13 protein-coding genes are annotated in these 13,954 nt (G+C 73.2%); 7 read left to right on the top strand and 6 right to left on the bottom strand.

The window, feature by feature from the left end; all coding sequences use genetic code 11:
• Positions 1-22 precede the first annotated feature (22 nt).
• Both IE134_RS03220 and IE134_RS03225 read left to right on the top strand, forming a co-directional pair.
• Positions 23-862 carry an ABC transporter ATP-binding protein gene (locus tag IE134_RS03220; protein WP_126930971.1) on the top strand — a complete coding sequence of 280 codons (840 nt, stop codon included), beginning with the start codon at positions 23-25 and terminating at the stop codon, positions 860-862.
• Entirely contained in the window at positions 859-2,499 is a 1,641-nt protein-coding gene (locus IE134_RS03225; protein WP_030709521.1) for a hypothetical protein, read from the top strand. Before IE134_RS03220 ends, IE134_RS03225 begins: the two co-directional genes overlap by 4 nt.
• 34 nt (positions 2,500-2,533) lie before the next feature.
• On the opposite strand, the gene IE134_RS03230 is transcribed toward IE134_RS03225, so the two are convergent.
• Complete coding sequence (locus IE134_RS03230) at positions 2,534-3,427, bottom strand: alpha/beta fold hydrolase (protein ID WP_032782614.1); 894 nt, start codon at positions 3,425-3,427, stop codon at positions 2,534-2,536.
• A gap of 524 nt (positions 3,428-3,951) precedes the next feature.
• Positions 3,952-4,644 (bottom strand): iron-dependent transcriptional repressor DtxR, encoded by a 693-nt coding sequence (locus tag IE134_RS03235; protein WP_006126698.1) that lies wholly within the window; start codon positions 4,642-4,644, stop codon positions 3,952-3,954.
• 233 nt (positions 4,645-4,877) lie between these two features.
• On the opposite strand from IE134_RS03235, the gene IE134_RS03240 reads away from it, so the two are divergent.
• Positions 4,878-5,633 (top strand): SIS domain-containing protein, encoded by a 756-nt coding sequence (locus IE134_RS03240; protein WP_030709525.1) that lies wholly within the window; start codon positions 4,878-4,880, stop codon positions 5,631-5,633.
• A 29-nt stretch (positions 5,634-5,662) separates the two neighbouring features.
• On the opposite strand, the gene IE134_RS03245 is transcribed toward IE134_RS03240, so the two are convergent.
• Both IE134_RS03245 and IE134_RS03250 read right to left on the bottom strand, forming a co-directional pair.
• Entirely contained in the window at positions 5,663-6,853 is a 1,191-nt protein-coding gene (locus IE134_RS03245; protein WP_098016368.1) for a sensor histidine kinase, read from the bottom strand.
• Positions 6,850-7,557 (bottom strand): response regulator transcription factor, encoded by a 708-nt coding sequence (locus IE134_RS03250; RefSeq protein ID WP_189429526.1) that lies wholly within the window; start codon positions 7,555-7,557, stop codon positions 6,850-6,852. The genes IE134_RS03245 and IE134_RS03250 overlap by 4 nt, the downstream gene beginning before the upstream one ends.
• Positions 7,558-7,688: 131 nt before the next feature.
• Between IE134_RS03250 and IE134_RS03255 the strand changes: the two genes are divergently transcribed.
• From IE134_RS03255 to IE134_RS03270, 4 genes are read left to right on the top strand one after another with little or no spacing between them, the layout of a single operon-like run.
• Entirely contained in the window at positions 7,689-8,213 is a 525-nt protein-coding gene (locus tag IE134_RS03255) for a hypothetical protein (RefSeq protein ID WP_030709528.1), read from the top strand.
• Complete coding sequence (locus IE134_RS03260; RefSeq protein ID WP_030709529.1) at positions 8,210-9,274, top strand: efflux RND transporter periplasmic adaptor subunit; 1,065 nt, start codon at positions 8,210-8,212, stop codon at positions 9,272-9,274. The genes IE134_RS03255 and IE134_RS03260 overlap by 4 nt, the downstream gene beginning before the upstream one ends.
• Positions 9,271-10,011, top strand: a complete 741-nt coding sequence (locus tag IE134_RS03265; protein ID WP_189429528.1) for an ABC transporter ATP-binding protein — start codon at positions 9,271-9,273, stop codon at positions 10,009-10,011. The genes IE134_RS03260 and IE134_RS03265 overlap by 4 nt, the downstream gene beginning before the upstream one ends.
• On the top strand, positions 10,008-11,225 hold the full coding sequence (locus IE134_RS03270; RefSeq protein ID WP_098894623.1) for an ABC transporter permease: 1,218 nt from the start codon (positions 10,008-10,010) through the stop codon (positions 11,223-11,225). Before IE134_RS03265 ends, IE134_RS03270 begins: the two co-directional genes overlap by 4 nt.
• 24 nt (positions 11,226-11,249) lie before the next feature.
• On the opposite strand, the gene IE134_RS03275 is transcribed toward IE134_RS03270, so the two are convergent.
• Positions 11,250-12,680 carry a PAS domain-containing protein gene (locus IE134_RS03275; RefSeq protein WP_126930973.1) on the bottom strand — a complete coding sequence of 477 codons (1,431 nt, stop codon included), beginning with the start codon at positions 12,678-12,680 and terminating at the stop codon, positions 11,250-11,252.
• Between the two features lie 412 nt (positions 12,681-13,092).
• A complete protein-coding gene (pdxH, locus tag IE134_RS03280; protein WP_030709536.1) occupies positions 13,093-13,731 on the bottom strand; it encodes a pyridoxamine 5'-phosphate oxidase in 639 nt (212 codons plus the stop codon).
• Positions 13,732-13,954 lie beyond the last annotated feature (223 nt).

The raw sequence follows: 13,954 nt of genomic DNA on the forward strand, positions 1-13,954 counted from the left end.
GGGGATATCGAGAGGCTGTGCCATGCCGGACCGGGCAGATGCGCGTACGGAGACAGAAGCGGCGACGAACGCGGTGACAGGCGGGGCGCACGAGGTGCGGCCCGCCGTCCGTGTGCAGGGGCTGTGGAAGCGGTTCGGGGAGCAGGTCGCCGTCGCGGGGATCGATCTGGAGCTGCCCGCGGGCAAGTTCATCGGCCTGGTGGGACCCAACGGGGCGGGCAAGACGACGACGCTCTCGATGGTCACCGGGCTGCTGCGGCCCGACATGGGGAAGATCGAGGTCGCGGGCCACGACGTGTGGACGGACCCGGTCGAGGTGAAGTCCCGGATCGGGGTGCTGCCCGAGGGGCTGCGGCTGTTCGAGCGGCTGTCGGGCCGTGAACTGCTCGCGTACAACGGCCGGTTGCGCGGGCTGCCGGGCGACGAGGTGGACAAGCGGGCCACGCAGTTGCTGGACGTGCTGGATCTCGCGGGCTCGCAGCACAAGCTGGTCGTCGACTACTCCACCGGCATGCGGAAGAAGATCGGGCTCGCCGCCGCCCTGCTCCACAACCCCGAAGTACTGTTCCTGGACGAGCCGTTCGAGGGCGTCGACCCGGTGTCGGCGCAGACCATCCGGGGCGTGCTGGAGCGCTACACCCGGTCCGGGGCGACCGTGGTCTTCTCCAGCCATGTGATGGAGCTGGTCGAGTCGCTCTGCGACTGGGTCGCCGTGATGGCGACGGGCCGGATCAAGGCGCAGGGTACGCTGGCCGAGGTGCGCGGCGACGCGCCCTCGCTGCAGAACGCCTTCCTCGAACTGGTCGGCGCGGGCGGCCGCGACAACGGCGACTCCCTCGACTGGCTGGGCGGCACCCGATGAGCGTGCTGGACGCCCCGGTCTCCGCGACCGCCCCCGTCGCACCGACGACGGGCCTGACCCCGGTCTTCGTCCGCCTCAAGCTGGCCCTGCTGCGCAACGGGCTGCGCCAGTCGACCGGGCGGAAGGCGGCGTTCATCGCCTCCCTCGTCGTCAGCCTGCTGCTCGCCGCGGGCCAGGTGCTCGGCCTGGTGCTGCTGCGCGGCAACGAGCACGCGGGCACCGTCGTGGTGCTGCTCACCGGGGTGGTGGCGCTCGGCTGGGCGGTGCTGCCGCTGTTCTTCCCGAGCGGTGACGACACGCTCGACCCGACCCGGCTGGTGATGCTGCCGCTGCGGCCCGAGCCGCTGATCCGGGCCCTGCTGGTGTCCTCGATGATCGGCATCGGCCCGCTGTTCACGCTCTGCCTGGTGGTCGGCTCGGCGATCGCGCTGGCGCACGGGGCGGCGGGCGTGGTGTTCGGGGTGCTCGCGGTCCCGCTGACGATGCTGCTGTGCGTGGCGCTGTCGAGGGCGGTGGCCACGGCCAACGTACGGCTGCTGAACTCCCGCAAGGGCCGCGACCTCGCGGTGCTCAGCGGGCTGGTCATCGCGGTGGGCATCCAGTTCGTCAACTTCGGCGCGCAGCGGCTCGGGCAGGCGGGCGGGCTCTCCACGCTGGACCCGGCGGCGGGCGTGGTGCGCTGGCTGCCCGGCGCCTCGGCCGTGGCGTCGGTGGACGCGGCGTCGGACGGGGCGTACGGGGTCGCCGTCGCCCAGCTGCTGATCACGGTCGGCGCCCTCGTGGCGCTGATGTGGATGTGGCAGCGGAGCCTGGTGAAGCTGATGACCGCGCCGGACGGTTCGACGCTGGCGGCCGCGGAGCCGACCCGGGAGAAGGCGTCCGGCCGGGGCGGACTCTCGGCGCTGCTGCCGGAGGGCCGTACGGCGACGGTGATGCAGCGCAGCCTGCGGTATGTGGCCCGGGACCCGAAGACCAAGGCGGCCTGGGTGACGGCGCTGGCGGTCGGGGCGATCGTGCCGCTGCTGAACGCCCTCCAGGGCACCGGCTCGGTCTACTTCGCGTGCTTCGCCGCTGGGATGCTCGGCATGCAGATGTACAACCAGTTCGGCCAGGACACCTCGGCCTTCTGGATGGTGGCGCTGACGATCTCCTCGCCCCGGGACGCGTACGTCGAACTGCGGGCGCGGGCACTGGTCCTGCTGCTGCTCACCCTGCCGTTCACGCTGCTGGTGTGCGCGGTGACGGCGGCGATGATCGGTGACTGGCGGTCGCTGCCGGGGGCGCTGGGCCTGTCCTTCGCACTGCTGGGCTCGATGCTGGCGACGGGGGCGGTGGCCTCGGCGCTGTTCCCGTACTCCATCCCGCAGGAGGGCGCGTTCAAGAACGTGGTGCCCGGGCAGGGCGGTCTGGCCTGGATCTCGATCTTCGGCGGCATGCTGGCCGCCGGGCTGCTGTCCGCGCCGGTGATCGTGCCGGTGATCTGGATGCATGTCACGGACCATCACGACGCGCTGTGGCTGATGGTGCCGGGCGGGCTCGTGTACGCGGCGTTGATCGGGTGGGCGGGGCTGCGGATCGCGGCCGGGCGCACGGCGAACCGGCTGCCGGAGATCCTGGCGGCGGTCAGCAAGGGCTGAGCCGCCGCCCTCGGGGAGGGGCGCGGGCCGAGGGCTACGGCGCGACCGGTTCGCGGTCGTCGCGGTTGTCCTCGGCCAGCTGCTCCAGGAACGGCTCCACCGCGGCCCGCCAGCCGTCCGGCTGGTCGTAGTGGACCAGGTGGCCGGCGTCCGCCACCTCCGCGTACTGGCCGCGGGGCAGCACCCGGACCATCTCCTGGGCCTCGGCGCGGCCCAGCTCCCCGTCGAGGCCGCGCAGCACCAGGGCGGGGCACCGGACCTGGGCCAGCTCCTCCCAGTGGGCGTCGAAGACCCAGGTGGCGCGGGAACGGAGCATCTGGCGGCGGGAGAAGACGGGGCGCCAGCCGTCCTCGCCCTCGGCCATCACCTCGGCGTAGAACTCGCCCCGGGCCGGGCTCGGCCGCTCCACCCAGGGGTCGTCCTCGCCGAACCACTTCCGTACGTCGGCGAGGGTGGCGAAGGGCAGCGGCCAGGAGTCGAACCAGTCGCTCCACTCGCGCTGGGAGGCGGCCCCGAGGGCGGAGGCCCGCATGTCGCAGATGACGACGGCGCGGACGAGGTCGGGACGCTTGGCGGCGAGCTGCCAGCCGGTGAGCGCTCCCATGGCGTGGCCGACGACGGTGACCGGGCCCAGTTCGAGCTGTTCGATCGCGGCCTCGGCGTCGGAGACGTAGGCGTCGCGGGTGTACGGGCCGTCGGCGGGCTTGTCGCTGCGGCCGTGGCCGCGCTGGTCGAGGCCGACCGCGCGGTGCCGTTCGGCGAGCCAGCGGGCGGTCGGGGCCCAGTGCGAGGCCCGGCCCATCAGCCCGTGCAGCAGTAAGACCCCGGGAGCGCCGGCCGCTTCCGCGCGCTCCTTGGGCGGGTCGGCGAACTCCCATGCCGCGAGGCGTACGCCGTCGGTTCCGGTTACGTCGATGCGCCGCACCATAGTCCTGGCACCCCCTTCTGGTCCTCGATCACCGTGTGGTCGCGCCGCCAGGCTATCGAACTCATATTCGAAAATGGGGTTCCGCCACCCAACACCCCACGTTCGAGTGACACCGGTCAAGGATTGATACCGACCGGCCTGGGGAGATCTTCAGCGGGAGGCGGGCCGCTCGGGGACAGGGGCCCGCGGGAACTGACCTTGAGAGCTCGGGGCTCCGGGTCAGCACAGGGGAGGAACGGCCCCGGCGTCTTCGGACGCCGGGGCCGCCCCCTGTCCGGGGACGGCCGTCGGCGGGCTCGACAACGATGGCAACCGCGCGGTGCGCGTGACGCTGCGACGGGCGCATTCCCTGCTCCCTCCCCGACCGTGCCGACCTGAGCCGGCCGACACCCTCAGGTCCTCTGCCTGGCATCAGCCTGGCATGTGACACGTCCGGGCGCTGCCGTTCCGGACGGAAACCGGCGAGCGCACATCACGGTTGTGTTGCCGCGCGACAACGGTGCCGCCGCCGGGCGGCGGCGCGGTCAGCGCTTGGCGACGAACACGTGCGAGGCGACCTCGGTGTCCAGCTCGGCCGCCTCGCCGCTGGAGCCGACCAGCACCCCGCCGGGCGACTCGGTGACGCTCACGACGGACCCGGGCTGCACCCCGGCCCTGCGCAGCGTGTACATCAGCTGGGCGTCGGTCTGGATCGGCTCCCCGATCCGCCGCACCACCACGGTCTTGCCCTCGGCGCCCGGGTCCAGCTCGGCCAGGCTCACCATGGAGGCGTCCAGGAAGGACTCGGCCTCGGCCTTCTCGCCCAGCTCCTCCAGGCCCGGGATGGGGTTCCCGTACGGCGACTCCGTCGGGTGGCGCAGCAGCTCCAGCACCCGCCGCTCCACCGCCTCGCTCATCACGTGCTCCCAGCGACAGGCCTCGGCGTGGACCTGCTCCCACTCCAGGCCGATCACGTCCACGAGCAGACACTCGGCGAGCCGGTGCTTGCGCATGACGCGGGTGGCGAGGCGGCGGCCCTCCTCGGTCAGCTCCAGATGGCGGTCCCCCGCGACCTGGACCAGTCCGTCGCGCTCCATGCGGGCCACCGTCTGGCTGACGGTCGGACCGCTCTGGTCCAACCGTTCAGCGATACGGGCGCGCATGGGGACCACGCCTTCCTCTTCCAGTTCGAGGATGGTGCGGAGATACATCTCCGTGGTGTCGATCAGTCCGGACATACGTGCCCCTCGATGCTGTGACTAGAAAACGTCGTGCGATGGCCCTGCACCAATTCTGACGTATAGCGCCGACAACCGTGCCGCCCCTGTGGAAGACCGGTGGAAGAGGGTGCGGGCGCGGACGCCGGGCGGTATTGACAGTCCACTGGTCCAGACCGCAACGTGATCGGCGGCACAGGCATTCCCGGGCCGCCGAACGCCCGCACCGCACCCCGTCGAAAGGGCTCTCCCCCATGAGCGACAGCAAGCTGGCCGGTCAGTTCTTCGATGCGGCGATCGGCCTGCTGACGCGGGTACGGGACGAGGAGGCGGAGAGCATCGCCGCCGCGGGCGCGGCCGTCGCGGACACCGTCGAGTCGGGCGGCCGGCTCTTCGCCTTCGGCGCGGGCCACTCCTCGCTGGCCGCCCAGGACGTCGTCTACCGCGCGGGCGGCCTCGCCCTGATGAACCTGCTCACCGTGCCCGGAGTGGTCGGCGTGGACGTCATGCCCGCCCCGCTCGGCTCCGCGCTGGAGCGGGTCGACGGGCTCGCCTCGGCCGTCCTGGACTCCAGCCCCGCCACCGCCGGGGACCTCCTGGTGATCGTCTCGCTGTCCGGGCGCAACGCCCTGCCGGTCGAGATGGCGCAGAACGCCCGCGCCCTCGGGCTGAAGGTCATCGGCGTCACCTCGGTCGCGTACGCCGAGAACACCCGCTCCCGGCACGCCTCGGGCGGCTTCCTGCGGGACCACTGCGACATCGTCCTGGACAGCAAGATCGCGATCGGCGACGCGGAGCTGACGGTCCCGGGCGTGGAGGCCCCCTTCGCCCCCGCCTCGACGGTGGTGACCAGCGCGATCATGCAGTCGGTGCTGGCGGCCGCCGTGGAGCAGCTGGTGGCCCGGGGCGTCGAGCCGCCGATGCTGCGCTCGGGGAACGTCGACGGCGGCCACGAGTGGAACGGCCGGGTCATGACGGAGAACCGGGACCGGATCTTCTACCGCCACTGAGCGAGCACCTCCGGCGGCCCCGGCTGCCGTCACTGAGCCCGCGCCGCCGGGAGTCGCGTGGGCAGGGTGACCCGGGCCGTCAGCCCGCCGCCCGGGTTGGCCCGGGCGCCGACGTCCCCGCCGTGTGCCCGCGCCACCGACGCCACGATGGAGAGCCCGAGGCCCGCGCCCTCGCCGGGTGCGTGGCGGCGGGCCCGCGCCCGGCGGAACGGCTCGAACAGCAGCGGCACGGTCGCCGGGTCCACCCGGGGCCCGGTGTTGGCGACCTCCAGGCCGTCCGGGCCGACCCGGACGGTCACGGTCCCGCCGGGGTGGTTGTGGCGCAGCGCGTTGGCGACCAGGTTGTGCACGAGGTGGTCGAGGAGGACCGCGTCGCCCTCGACCGTCACCGGCCGGGCCGCCACCTCGACGGTGATGTCCCGCTCCGCCGCCTCGGCGGCCAGCGCCTCGGTGACCGTGGTGACGGTCTCGTCCAGGGCGACCCGCTCCCGCCGCCGCAGCCCCTCGTCGGAGACCGCGAGGAGCAGCAGCCCTTCGATGAGCCGCTCGCTGTTGTCCGCGGTGTCGATGAGCTTGTCCCGGATCCAGGCGACCTTCTCGGGCGGCGGGTCGTCAGCGAGCCCGATCTCGGCGGCGGCCCGCTGCACGGCGAGCGGGGTGCGCAGCTCGTGGGCGGCGTTGGCGGCGAACCGCTGCCGGGCCGCGACCAGCTGCTGGATCCGGTCGAGCATCCCGTCGAAGGTGTCGGCCAGCTCCTTCAGCTCACCGGGCGGGGCCTTCAGCGCGATCCGTTCGTGCAGGTTGGAGCCGGAGAGCCGGCGGGCGCGGGCGGTGATGACGCCGACCGGCCGCAGCACCCGGCCGGCCATCCACCAGGCGAGGGCGACGGAGAGTGCGGAGTAGACGGCGAGGGAGACCCCGGAGACGGTCAGCAGCTGGCTGAGGGCCGCGTCGCCGGCCGCCGTGCTGACCTTCTGCGCGACCGCGTACTGCCCGGGTTCGATGACGGCGGTCTGCGCCCACTCCGAGGAGGGAAGAGCGGGTGCCGGTACGGAGCCGGCGTCCAGCCGGGCGGTGGGGACGGCCGGGGCGACGGCCGTGACGATCCCGGCGTACACGCCCTCGCTGACCAGCAGGTAGACGATGGCCAGGAGCAGGACGCCGGCCATGACCAGCAGTCCGCCGTACAGCGCGGCGAGACGGGTGCGTTCACTGTTCACGGGGTGCCGCTCCCGGTCGCGGGGCCGTCTTCGGAGGCCGGCCCGCCGTCCCCGATGCAGTATCCGGCTCCGGGCACGGTCTCGATCACGGGCGGCGCCCCCAGTTTCGTACGGAGTTTGGAGAGGGTGACGCGGACCGCGTTGGTGCGGTAGCTGGTGTCCGCCTCCCACACCTCCTCGATCAGGTCCTCGCCGCTGACGACCGCGCCCTCGGCCCGCAGCAGGGTCTCCAGCACGGCGAACTCCTTGCGGGACAGGGAGAGGAAGCGGCCGTCGCGGCACACCTGGCGGCGGGCGGTGTCGAGCGTCAGCCCGGCCCGCTCCAGGACGGGCGGCAGGGCGGGGCGGGCGCGGCGGCCCAGCGCGAGGACCCGGGCGAGGAGTTCGTCGTACGCGAACGGCTTGGTCAGGTAGTCGTCGGCGCCGAGCCCGAGGCCGGCCACCCGGTCCCGTACGGTTCCCGCGGCGGTGAGCATCAGGATCCGGGTCAGCAGACGCAGGGCGACCACGCGGCGGCACACCTCGTCGCCGTGCAGCCCCGGCAGATCGCGGTCGAGGATCATCACGTCGTACGCGCCGAACCGCAGCCGCTCCAGCGCCGCCCGGCCGTCGGGCGCGATGTCCACGGCGACGGCGTCACGGCGCAGCCCCTCGGCGATCATCTCCGCCAGGAATTCCTCGTCCTCCACCACCAGCACGCGCATGGGCCCTGTGTACCCGAAAGCGATGTTTCGCCGGTGTAAGCATCGGCGCTGAGAGAAACGAAACAGCGTCCTCGCGCACGCTCGGGCCGACGTACCCGGTCTGTCTGTCAGCAACCGACGAGGAGCCCCCCATGAACCCGACCCTTTCCCGCCGGACCGCCGCGCGCTCACGCGGGCGGTCCCTCGCCGCGGCCTGTGCGCTGGCCGCCGCCCTCGCCCTGACGGCCACCGCGTGCTCGGGCGACGGCGGTGGGACGAAGGACGGCGGATCGGCGTCCGACAGCAAGAAGACGAAGGAGGACCAGGCGCTGGAGCACCGCAAGTGCCTGCGGGAACAGGGCCTGGACATCCCCGAGCCGAAGCCGGGCGAGAACGGCATGGGCGTCACCATCGACGGCGGCTCGATGGGCAAGGAGAAGATGGAGAAGGCGTTCAAGGCCTGCGAGGACAAGGCGGTCGGTGGCGGGCCCAAGGAACTGACGCAGGCGGAGAAGGACAAGATGGTCGCCTACGCCCGGTGCATGCGCCAGAACGGCTTCGACATGCCCGACCCGAAGTTCGACGGCGGGGCGATGCAGGCGGCGCCCGCGCTGAAGCAGAAGGACATGAAGAAGTTCGAGAAGGCCAACAAGGCGTGCGAAAGCGCCGGCCGATGAGGCGCGGACGTGCCGTGACGGCGGCGGTCGCGGTGGCCGTGCTCGCGGTGACGGCCGGCTCGGTCGCCCTCACGCAGCTCGGCGGCGAGGAGGAGACCGGCGCGGCGAAGAACACCGGGCTGCCCCCGGCCACCGCCGCCGTCGAGCGCGGGGACCTCCGCGACAGCGCCCAGGCCGACGGGACCCTCGGCTACGACAAGGAGCGCAAGGTCAACGCGGGCGCGACGGGCACCGTCACCTGGATACCGCGCACCGGCTCGACCGTGGAACGCAACGAGCGGCTGTACGAGATCGACGGGCGGCCGGTCCGTCTGATGTACGGCTCCGGGCCCATGTACCGGACGCTGAAGCCGGGCGACAAGGGCCGGGACGTGGAGCAGCTGGAGCGCAATCTCGCGGAGCTGGGCTACACGGGCTTCACCCCGGACCAGGAGTACACCGAGCTGACGGCGGCGGCCGTCAAGCGCTGGCAGAAGTCCCACGACGCGAAGCAGACCGGGAAGGTCGGGCCGGGGGACGTCACGTTCGCCCCGGGGAAGGTCCGGATCAAGAGCGTCGGGGCGGGCGTGGGCGAGCAGGCCCAGCCGGGTGCCCCGGTCCTGGTCACGACGGGCTCCGAGCGCATTGTCACCTTCAAACTCGATGTGGCGGAGAGCCAGTTGGCGAAGGCCGGCACGAAGGTGACCGTGGAGCTGCCGGACGGCACGACCGCACCCGGGAAGGTCTCGTCGGTGGGCCGCACCGCGAAGCCCGGCGACGACCCGGCGGACGACAGCCCCAAGGTCACGCTGACCGTCTCCTTCGACGACCCGGACGAGGTCGGCGGCTTCGACCAGTCGCCGGTCACGGTGAACCTGACGGGCGAGACCCGCGAGGGCGTCCTGACCGTGCCGGTGAACGCGCTGCTCGCGCTGCCCGGCGGCGGCTTCGGCCTCCAGGTCGTCCAGGGCGGTACGACCCGTGAGGTGAAGGTCGAGCTGGGCATGTTCGCGGAGGGCCGGGTCGAGGTGTCCGGCGGCGGTCTGCGCGAGGGCATGAAGGTCGGGGTGCCGAAGATATGAGCACCGGCACCACCACGGGCCCGGCGCCCCACCCCCGTACGGTCGTCGCCCTCACCGGCGTCACCAAGGAGTACCCGGGCCCGGTCGCCGCGCTGCGCGGGGTGGACCTCACCGTCGAGGAGGGTGAACTCCTCGGCATCGTGGGCCCGTCGGGCTCCGGCAAGTCCACGCTGCTGCACATCATCGGCACCCTGGACCGCCCCACCGCGGGCTCCGTCCACATCGCGGGCCACGACGTGGCGGCGCTCTCCGACCGCCGGCTCTCCGCGCTGCGCGCCCAGCATGTGGGCTTCGTCTTCCAGGCGTTCCACCTCGTGCCGGGCGTCAGCGCCCGCGACAACGTGGCGGAGGGCCTGCTCTACTCGGGCCTCTCCCGCGCGGTACGCCGCCGCAGGGCGGCCGACGCGCTGGCCCGGGTCGGCCTCGCGGACCGCCTCGACCACAAGCCGCACCAGCTGTCCGGCGGCCAGAGGCAGCGGGTCGCCATCGCCCGGGCGGTGGTCGGCGAGCCCGCGCTGCTGCTGGCGGACGAGCCGACCGGGGCGCTCGATTCGGCGTCGGGGGCGGCGGTGATGGAGCTGCTGCGCGAGCTGAACCGGGAGGGGGCCACGATCGCGGTGATCACGCACGACACGGAGATCGCGGCGCAGTTGCCGCGCGAGGTGCGGATCCGGGACGGCCAGGTGGTCGCGGACGTGACCCACGGGCTCGCGGCGACGGCGGGGGCGGAGCTGTGAGCGCCCCGCGCGGCCGTGGGGGGAACCGGCTGAAGGCGGCCCGGCTGAGCCCCCGGGACGTGGCCCACGTCGGCTCGTCCGGACTGCGCAGCCGCCCGATGCGGGTGGTGCTCTCGGCCCTGGGCATCGCCATCGGCATCGCCACGATGATCTCGGTGGTCGGCATCTCCGCCTCCAGCCAGGCACAACTGCTGCGCGAGCTGGATAAGTTGGGCACGAACCTCCTGGTCGCCTCGCCGGGCGAGTCGATGTTCGCCGGGGAGGAGGTGAAGCTGCCCGAGGAGTCGGTCGGGATGGTGGGCCGGATCAAGGGCGTCCAGGACGTGGGCGCGACGGCCGACCTGAACGCGACCGTACGCCGCACCGAGAAGGTCGACGAGGACGACACCGGCGGGATCGCGGTGAAGGCGACGACCGCCGACCTGCTGCGCGTGCTGCGCGGCGAGGTCGGCAGCGGCAGCTGGCTGAACGCGGCGACCGGACGCTACCCCTCGGTCGTGCTCGGCCACGTGGCGGCGGAGCGCCTGGGCATCACGGAGCCGGGCCGCCAAGTGTGGCTGGGAGACCGCTACTTCACGGTCGTCGGCATCCTCGACCCGCTCCCCCTCGCCCCCGAGATCGAACGTTCCGCCCTGGTCGGCTGGGAGGGCGCGAAGCGCCTGCTGGACTTCGACGGCCACCCGACATCGGTGTACGAGCGCTCGGCGGACGCGGCGGTCGAGGACGTACGGAAGGTCATGGCGGCGACGGTCGATCCGCAGAACCCGCAGAACGTGAAGGTCACCGACCCGTCGTCGGCGCTCCGCGCGAAGGCGGCGACCGAGGGGGCGTTCAGCAGCCTGCTGCTGGGCCTGGGCGGTATCGCGCTGCTCGTCGGGGGCGTCGGCGTCGCCAACACCATGATCATCTCGGTCCTGGAGCGACGGTACGAGATCGGCCTGCGCCGCTCGCTGGGCGCGACGCGGGGCCAGATCCGGATCCAGTTCGTCACGGAGTCGCTGATGCTGTCGGGCCTGGGCGGCCTGGCGGGCGTGGCGCTGGGGGCGGCGGCGACGGGGGTGTACGCGCACTCCGGCGGGCTGCCGTGGGTGGTCCCGCTGTGGGCGGTCGGCGGGGGCTTCGGCGCGACGCTGGCGATCGGCACGGTGGCGGGCCTGTACCCGGCGGTCCGGGCGTCCCGGCTCTCCCCGACGCTGGCGCTGCACGCGGCGTGAGGGGCGGGGGCCGCGCCGGGGCTCCTAGGGGGCGCCCGCCGCCCCGCTCGTCACCTGCGCCAGGTCCACCGCTCCCGCGACCCGGGCCGCGACCGTCTCCGCGTACGCCGCGTCGGTACGTTCGAAGGCGGCCCGGTTCGCCGCGCGGAGGAACGTCAGCACGCCCAGCGTCCGGCCCCGGCTCCGGAGCACCGCGCAGAGCGCGTGCGCCGCGTCCCGGGGCCAGCGGCGCTCCTCGGCCCAGGCCGTCGACGCGGCGGCCTGGGCCCCGGCGCTCGTACGCACAGTGCCGGTGCGCTCGACGGACTGGAGGGCCGGGTGGCCGGGGGCGTACCGGGCGGGGATGGAGCCTCCGGCGACCAGCAGGCACGGGCCGGGCGCGTCGAACGGTGTGGCGGCCGTCCGGACCAGGCGCTCGCCCGCCACCAGATCGACCAGGACGTGATCGGCGAACCCGGCCAGCGCGAAGTCCAGCAGGGAGGTCGCCGCCTCCATCGGGTCCTCGTACTCGCAGGCCGTACGCGCGGCCCGGTGCAGCTGGCTCGTCCGGAACCGCAGCCGGTCCGCCTCCTGCTCCGCGAGCCTGGCGGCGGTGATGTCCTGGAACAGCCACCCCACCCCGAGCGGAACCGGTTCCTCCGTCAGCGGGGAGGCCAGTCGCAGGAATCCGCTGCGCCAGCACCGCCGCCGCTCGCCCTCGGCCGTCCGCAGCGTCACCCACAGCTCGGCCGGGGCGCTCGGGGCCCCTTCGGCGAGCACATGGTGCAGGGCGGCCTCCAGCTCCTCGACGCCCTGGACCACCAGTTCGCCGAGCGGGCGGCCGAGGAGGGAGGTGCGGCTCCCGCCGAGCGCGCGGGAGGCGTGCGCGTTGACGACCGTGGGCCGCAGGTCGACGTCGACGAGGACCACACCCCAGGACGCGTCCTCCAGCAGCGCCTCGCTCAGGGCGATGGCCCGCTCCAGGTCGATCTGGGCGTGCACCTCGCTGAACGCGCAGTAGACCCCGGCCGGCTTCCCGTCGGCGCCGCGCACCCCGGCGGACTGGGTCCGCACCAGCACCCGGCCGCCGTCCTTGCGCAGCAGCGCGAACTCGTGCACCTGCCGCCCCGGCGCGTGCATGGCCGCCATCAGCCGGGCCCGCACCTCGTCCGCGTCGGCCCGCCGCACCGCCCAGCCCGCGAAGCCGCTGCGGCCGACGGCCTCGTCCGCCGACCAGCCGAGGACGCGTTCGGCCTCGCGGTTCCAGTGGGTGACCGTGCCGGCCGCGTCGAACGCGCAGAGCGCGGCGTCCATGCCGTCGAGCAGCGCCGCCAGCAGCTGGGACCCGTCGGGCGCACCGGAAGCCTCGTCCGCGCCGGCCCGGCTCCGGGGATCCGTGGAGTACCCCGCCGCGCCGCCGGAATCCTCGTCCGGTCCGAGCTCGTCGGTGGCCCCCCTGCTCCTGGGAACACCCACTCCGCACCCCCCGCAGAACGTGTCGGCCGTTCTCCCACGCGTCACCGCGTGTATCGCTGCACGTCAGACCATTCAACTCGAACGTGACCCAGCGCACATCCACTTCGCCCAAATCTTCTGGCCCGGTCCGGCGAATAAATCGGTTGTACGGCGATCCGGGGCGCTCGTAGGCTGTGGAGCACACAGGAAAGGAGGTGTTCCGGAAGTGATTTCTCTTCGGACTCGTGAGGTGGCTGCGGGCTGACGCCCGTCGTCGCACTCTTTTGCAGTGCTAGGCCGGTCGCCGGCCAATCCCAAGCAGTCACCGACCCGCAGGCTCGCCGGTAAGTCCGGCCGGCTCCTCTGTGCACGGAGGAACCAGAGCCTGCGGGTTTCTGCGTTGCACGCCCCCTCAGCCCTAGGACGACAGGTCCTAGGGGCAGAGCCGCTCCACCCGCCACCTGCCGCCCGGCTCACCGCCCTCCCTGACGTACCGCAGCCGGTCGTGCAGCCGGTTCTCGTGCCCCTGCCAGAACTCGATCGTCTGGGGCACCACCCGGAAGCCGCCCCAGTGCGGCGGGGCCGGGACCTTCTCGCCCTCGGGGTAGCGGGCGGCCAGCTCCTCGTACCGGGCGATCAGCTCCTCGCGGGAGCCGACGACGGTGGACTGGGCGCTGGCCCACGCGCCGAGCTGGGAGCCGTGCGGGCGGGTGCGGAAGTAGCCGACGGTCTCCTCGCGGGAGGTGCGGGAGGCGGTGCCGGTGACGATGACCTGGCGGGCCATCGGGTGCCAGGGGAAGAGCAGGGAGACATGGGGGTTCGCGGTCAGCTCGCGGCCCTTGCGGGAGTCGTAGTTGGTGAAGAAGACGAAGCCCCGGTCGTCGTACTGCTTGAGCAGCACCGTGCGCGAGGACGGGCGGCCGTCCGGGTCGGCGGTGGAGACGATCATCGCGTTGGGCTCGTGCAGTACGCCGCCGACGGCGACCTGCCGGAACCAGCGGGCGAACTGCTCCATCGGGTCGGCGGCGAGGTCGCGCTCGACGAAGTCCTCCGAGCGGTACTGCTCGCGCATGGCCGCGGGATCGGTGCTGGAATCGTCCGGGAGGGGCCCCGGGGAACCTTCTGGTGTGGGCACGGGCCCATCCTGCCGCAGCGGCCGAGTGTGCCCGGCGCCGAGGGGCCGTAACCACGCCCCGGCGAAAGGGGGCCCTGTGCCGGATGTCACGCTTCCCCGCATCGGAGGAACCCGCCAATATCTTGGGGCAGGCCGCTGTGGCTTCCGCACAGCCCAGCAC

It is taken from the genome of Streptomyces rubiginosohelvolus, from assembly GCF_014649875.1.
GTDB classification, from domain to species: domain Bacteria; phylum Actinomycetota; class Actinomycetes; order Streptomycetales; family Streptomycetaceae; genus Streptomyces; species Streptomyces rubiginosohelvolus.

Excerpts from the sequence above, each read along its gene's own strand:
- IE134_RS03240 (WP_030709525.1), top strand. The coding sequence starts at position 4,878 with ATGAGCGACAGCAAGCTGGCCGGTCAGTTCTTCGATGCGGCGATCGGC.
- IE134_RS03225 (WP_030709521.1), top strand. The coding sequence starts at position 859 with ATGAGCGTGCTGGACGCCCCGGTCTCCGCGACCGCCCCCGTCGCACCG.
- IE134_RS03220 (WP_126930971.1), top strand. The coding sequence starts at position 23 with ATGCCGGACCGGGCAGATGCGCGTACGGAGACAGAAGCGGCGACGAAC.
- IE134_RS03250 (WP_189429526.1), bottom strand. The coding sequence starts at position 7,557 with ATGCGCGTGCTGGTGGTGGAGGACGAGGAATTCCTGGCGGAGATGATC.
- IE134_RS03230 (WP_032782614.1), bottom strand. The coding sequence starts at position 3,427 with ATGGTGCGGCGCATCGACGTAACCGGAACCGACGGCGTACGCCTCGCG.
- IE134_RS03265 (WP_189429528.1), top strand. The coding sequence starts at position 9,271 with ATGAGCACCGGCACCACCACGGGCCCGGCGCCCCACCCCCGTACGGTC.
- IE134_RS03255 (WP_030709528.1), top strand. The coding sequence starts at position 7,689 with ATGAACCCGACCCTTTCCCGCCGGACCGCCGCGCGCTCACGCGGGCGG.
- IE134_RS03260 (WP_030709529.1), top strand. The coding sequence starts at position 8,210 with ATGAGGCGCGGACGTGCCGTGACGGCGGCGGTCGCGGTGGCCGTGCTC.
- IE134_RS03235 (WP_006126698.1), bottom strand. The coding sequence starts at position 4,644 with ATGTCCGGACTGATCGACACCACGGAGATGTATCTCCGCACCATCCTC.
- pdxH (WP_030709536.1), bottom strand. The coding sequence starts at position 13,731 with ATGCGCGAGCAGTACCGCTCGGAGGACTTCGTCGAGCGCGACCTCGCC.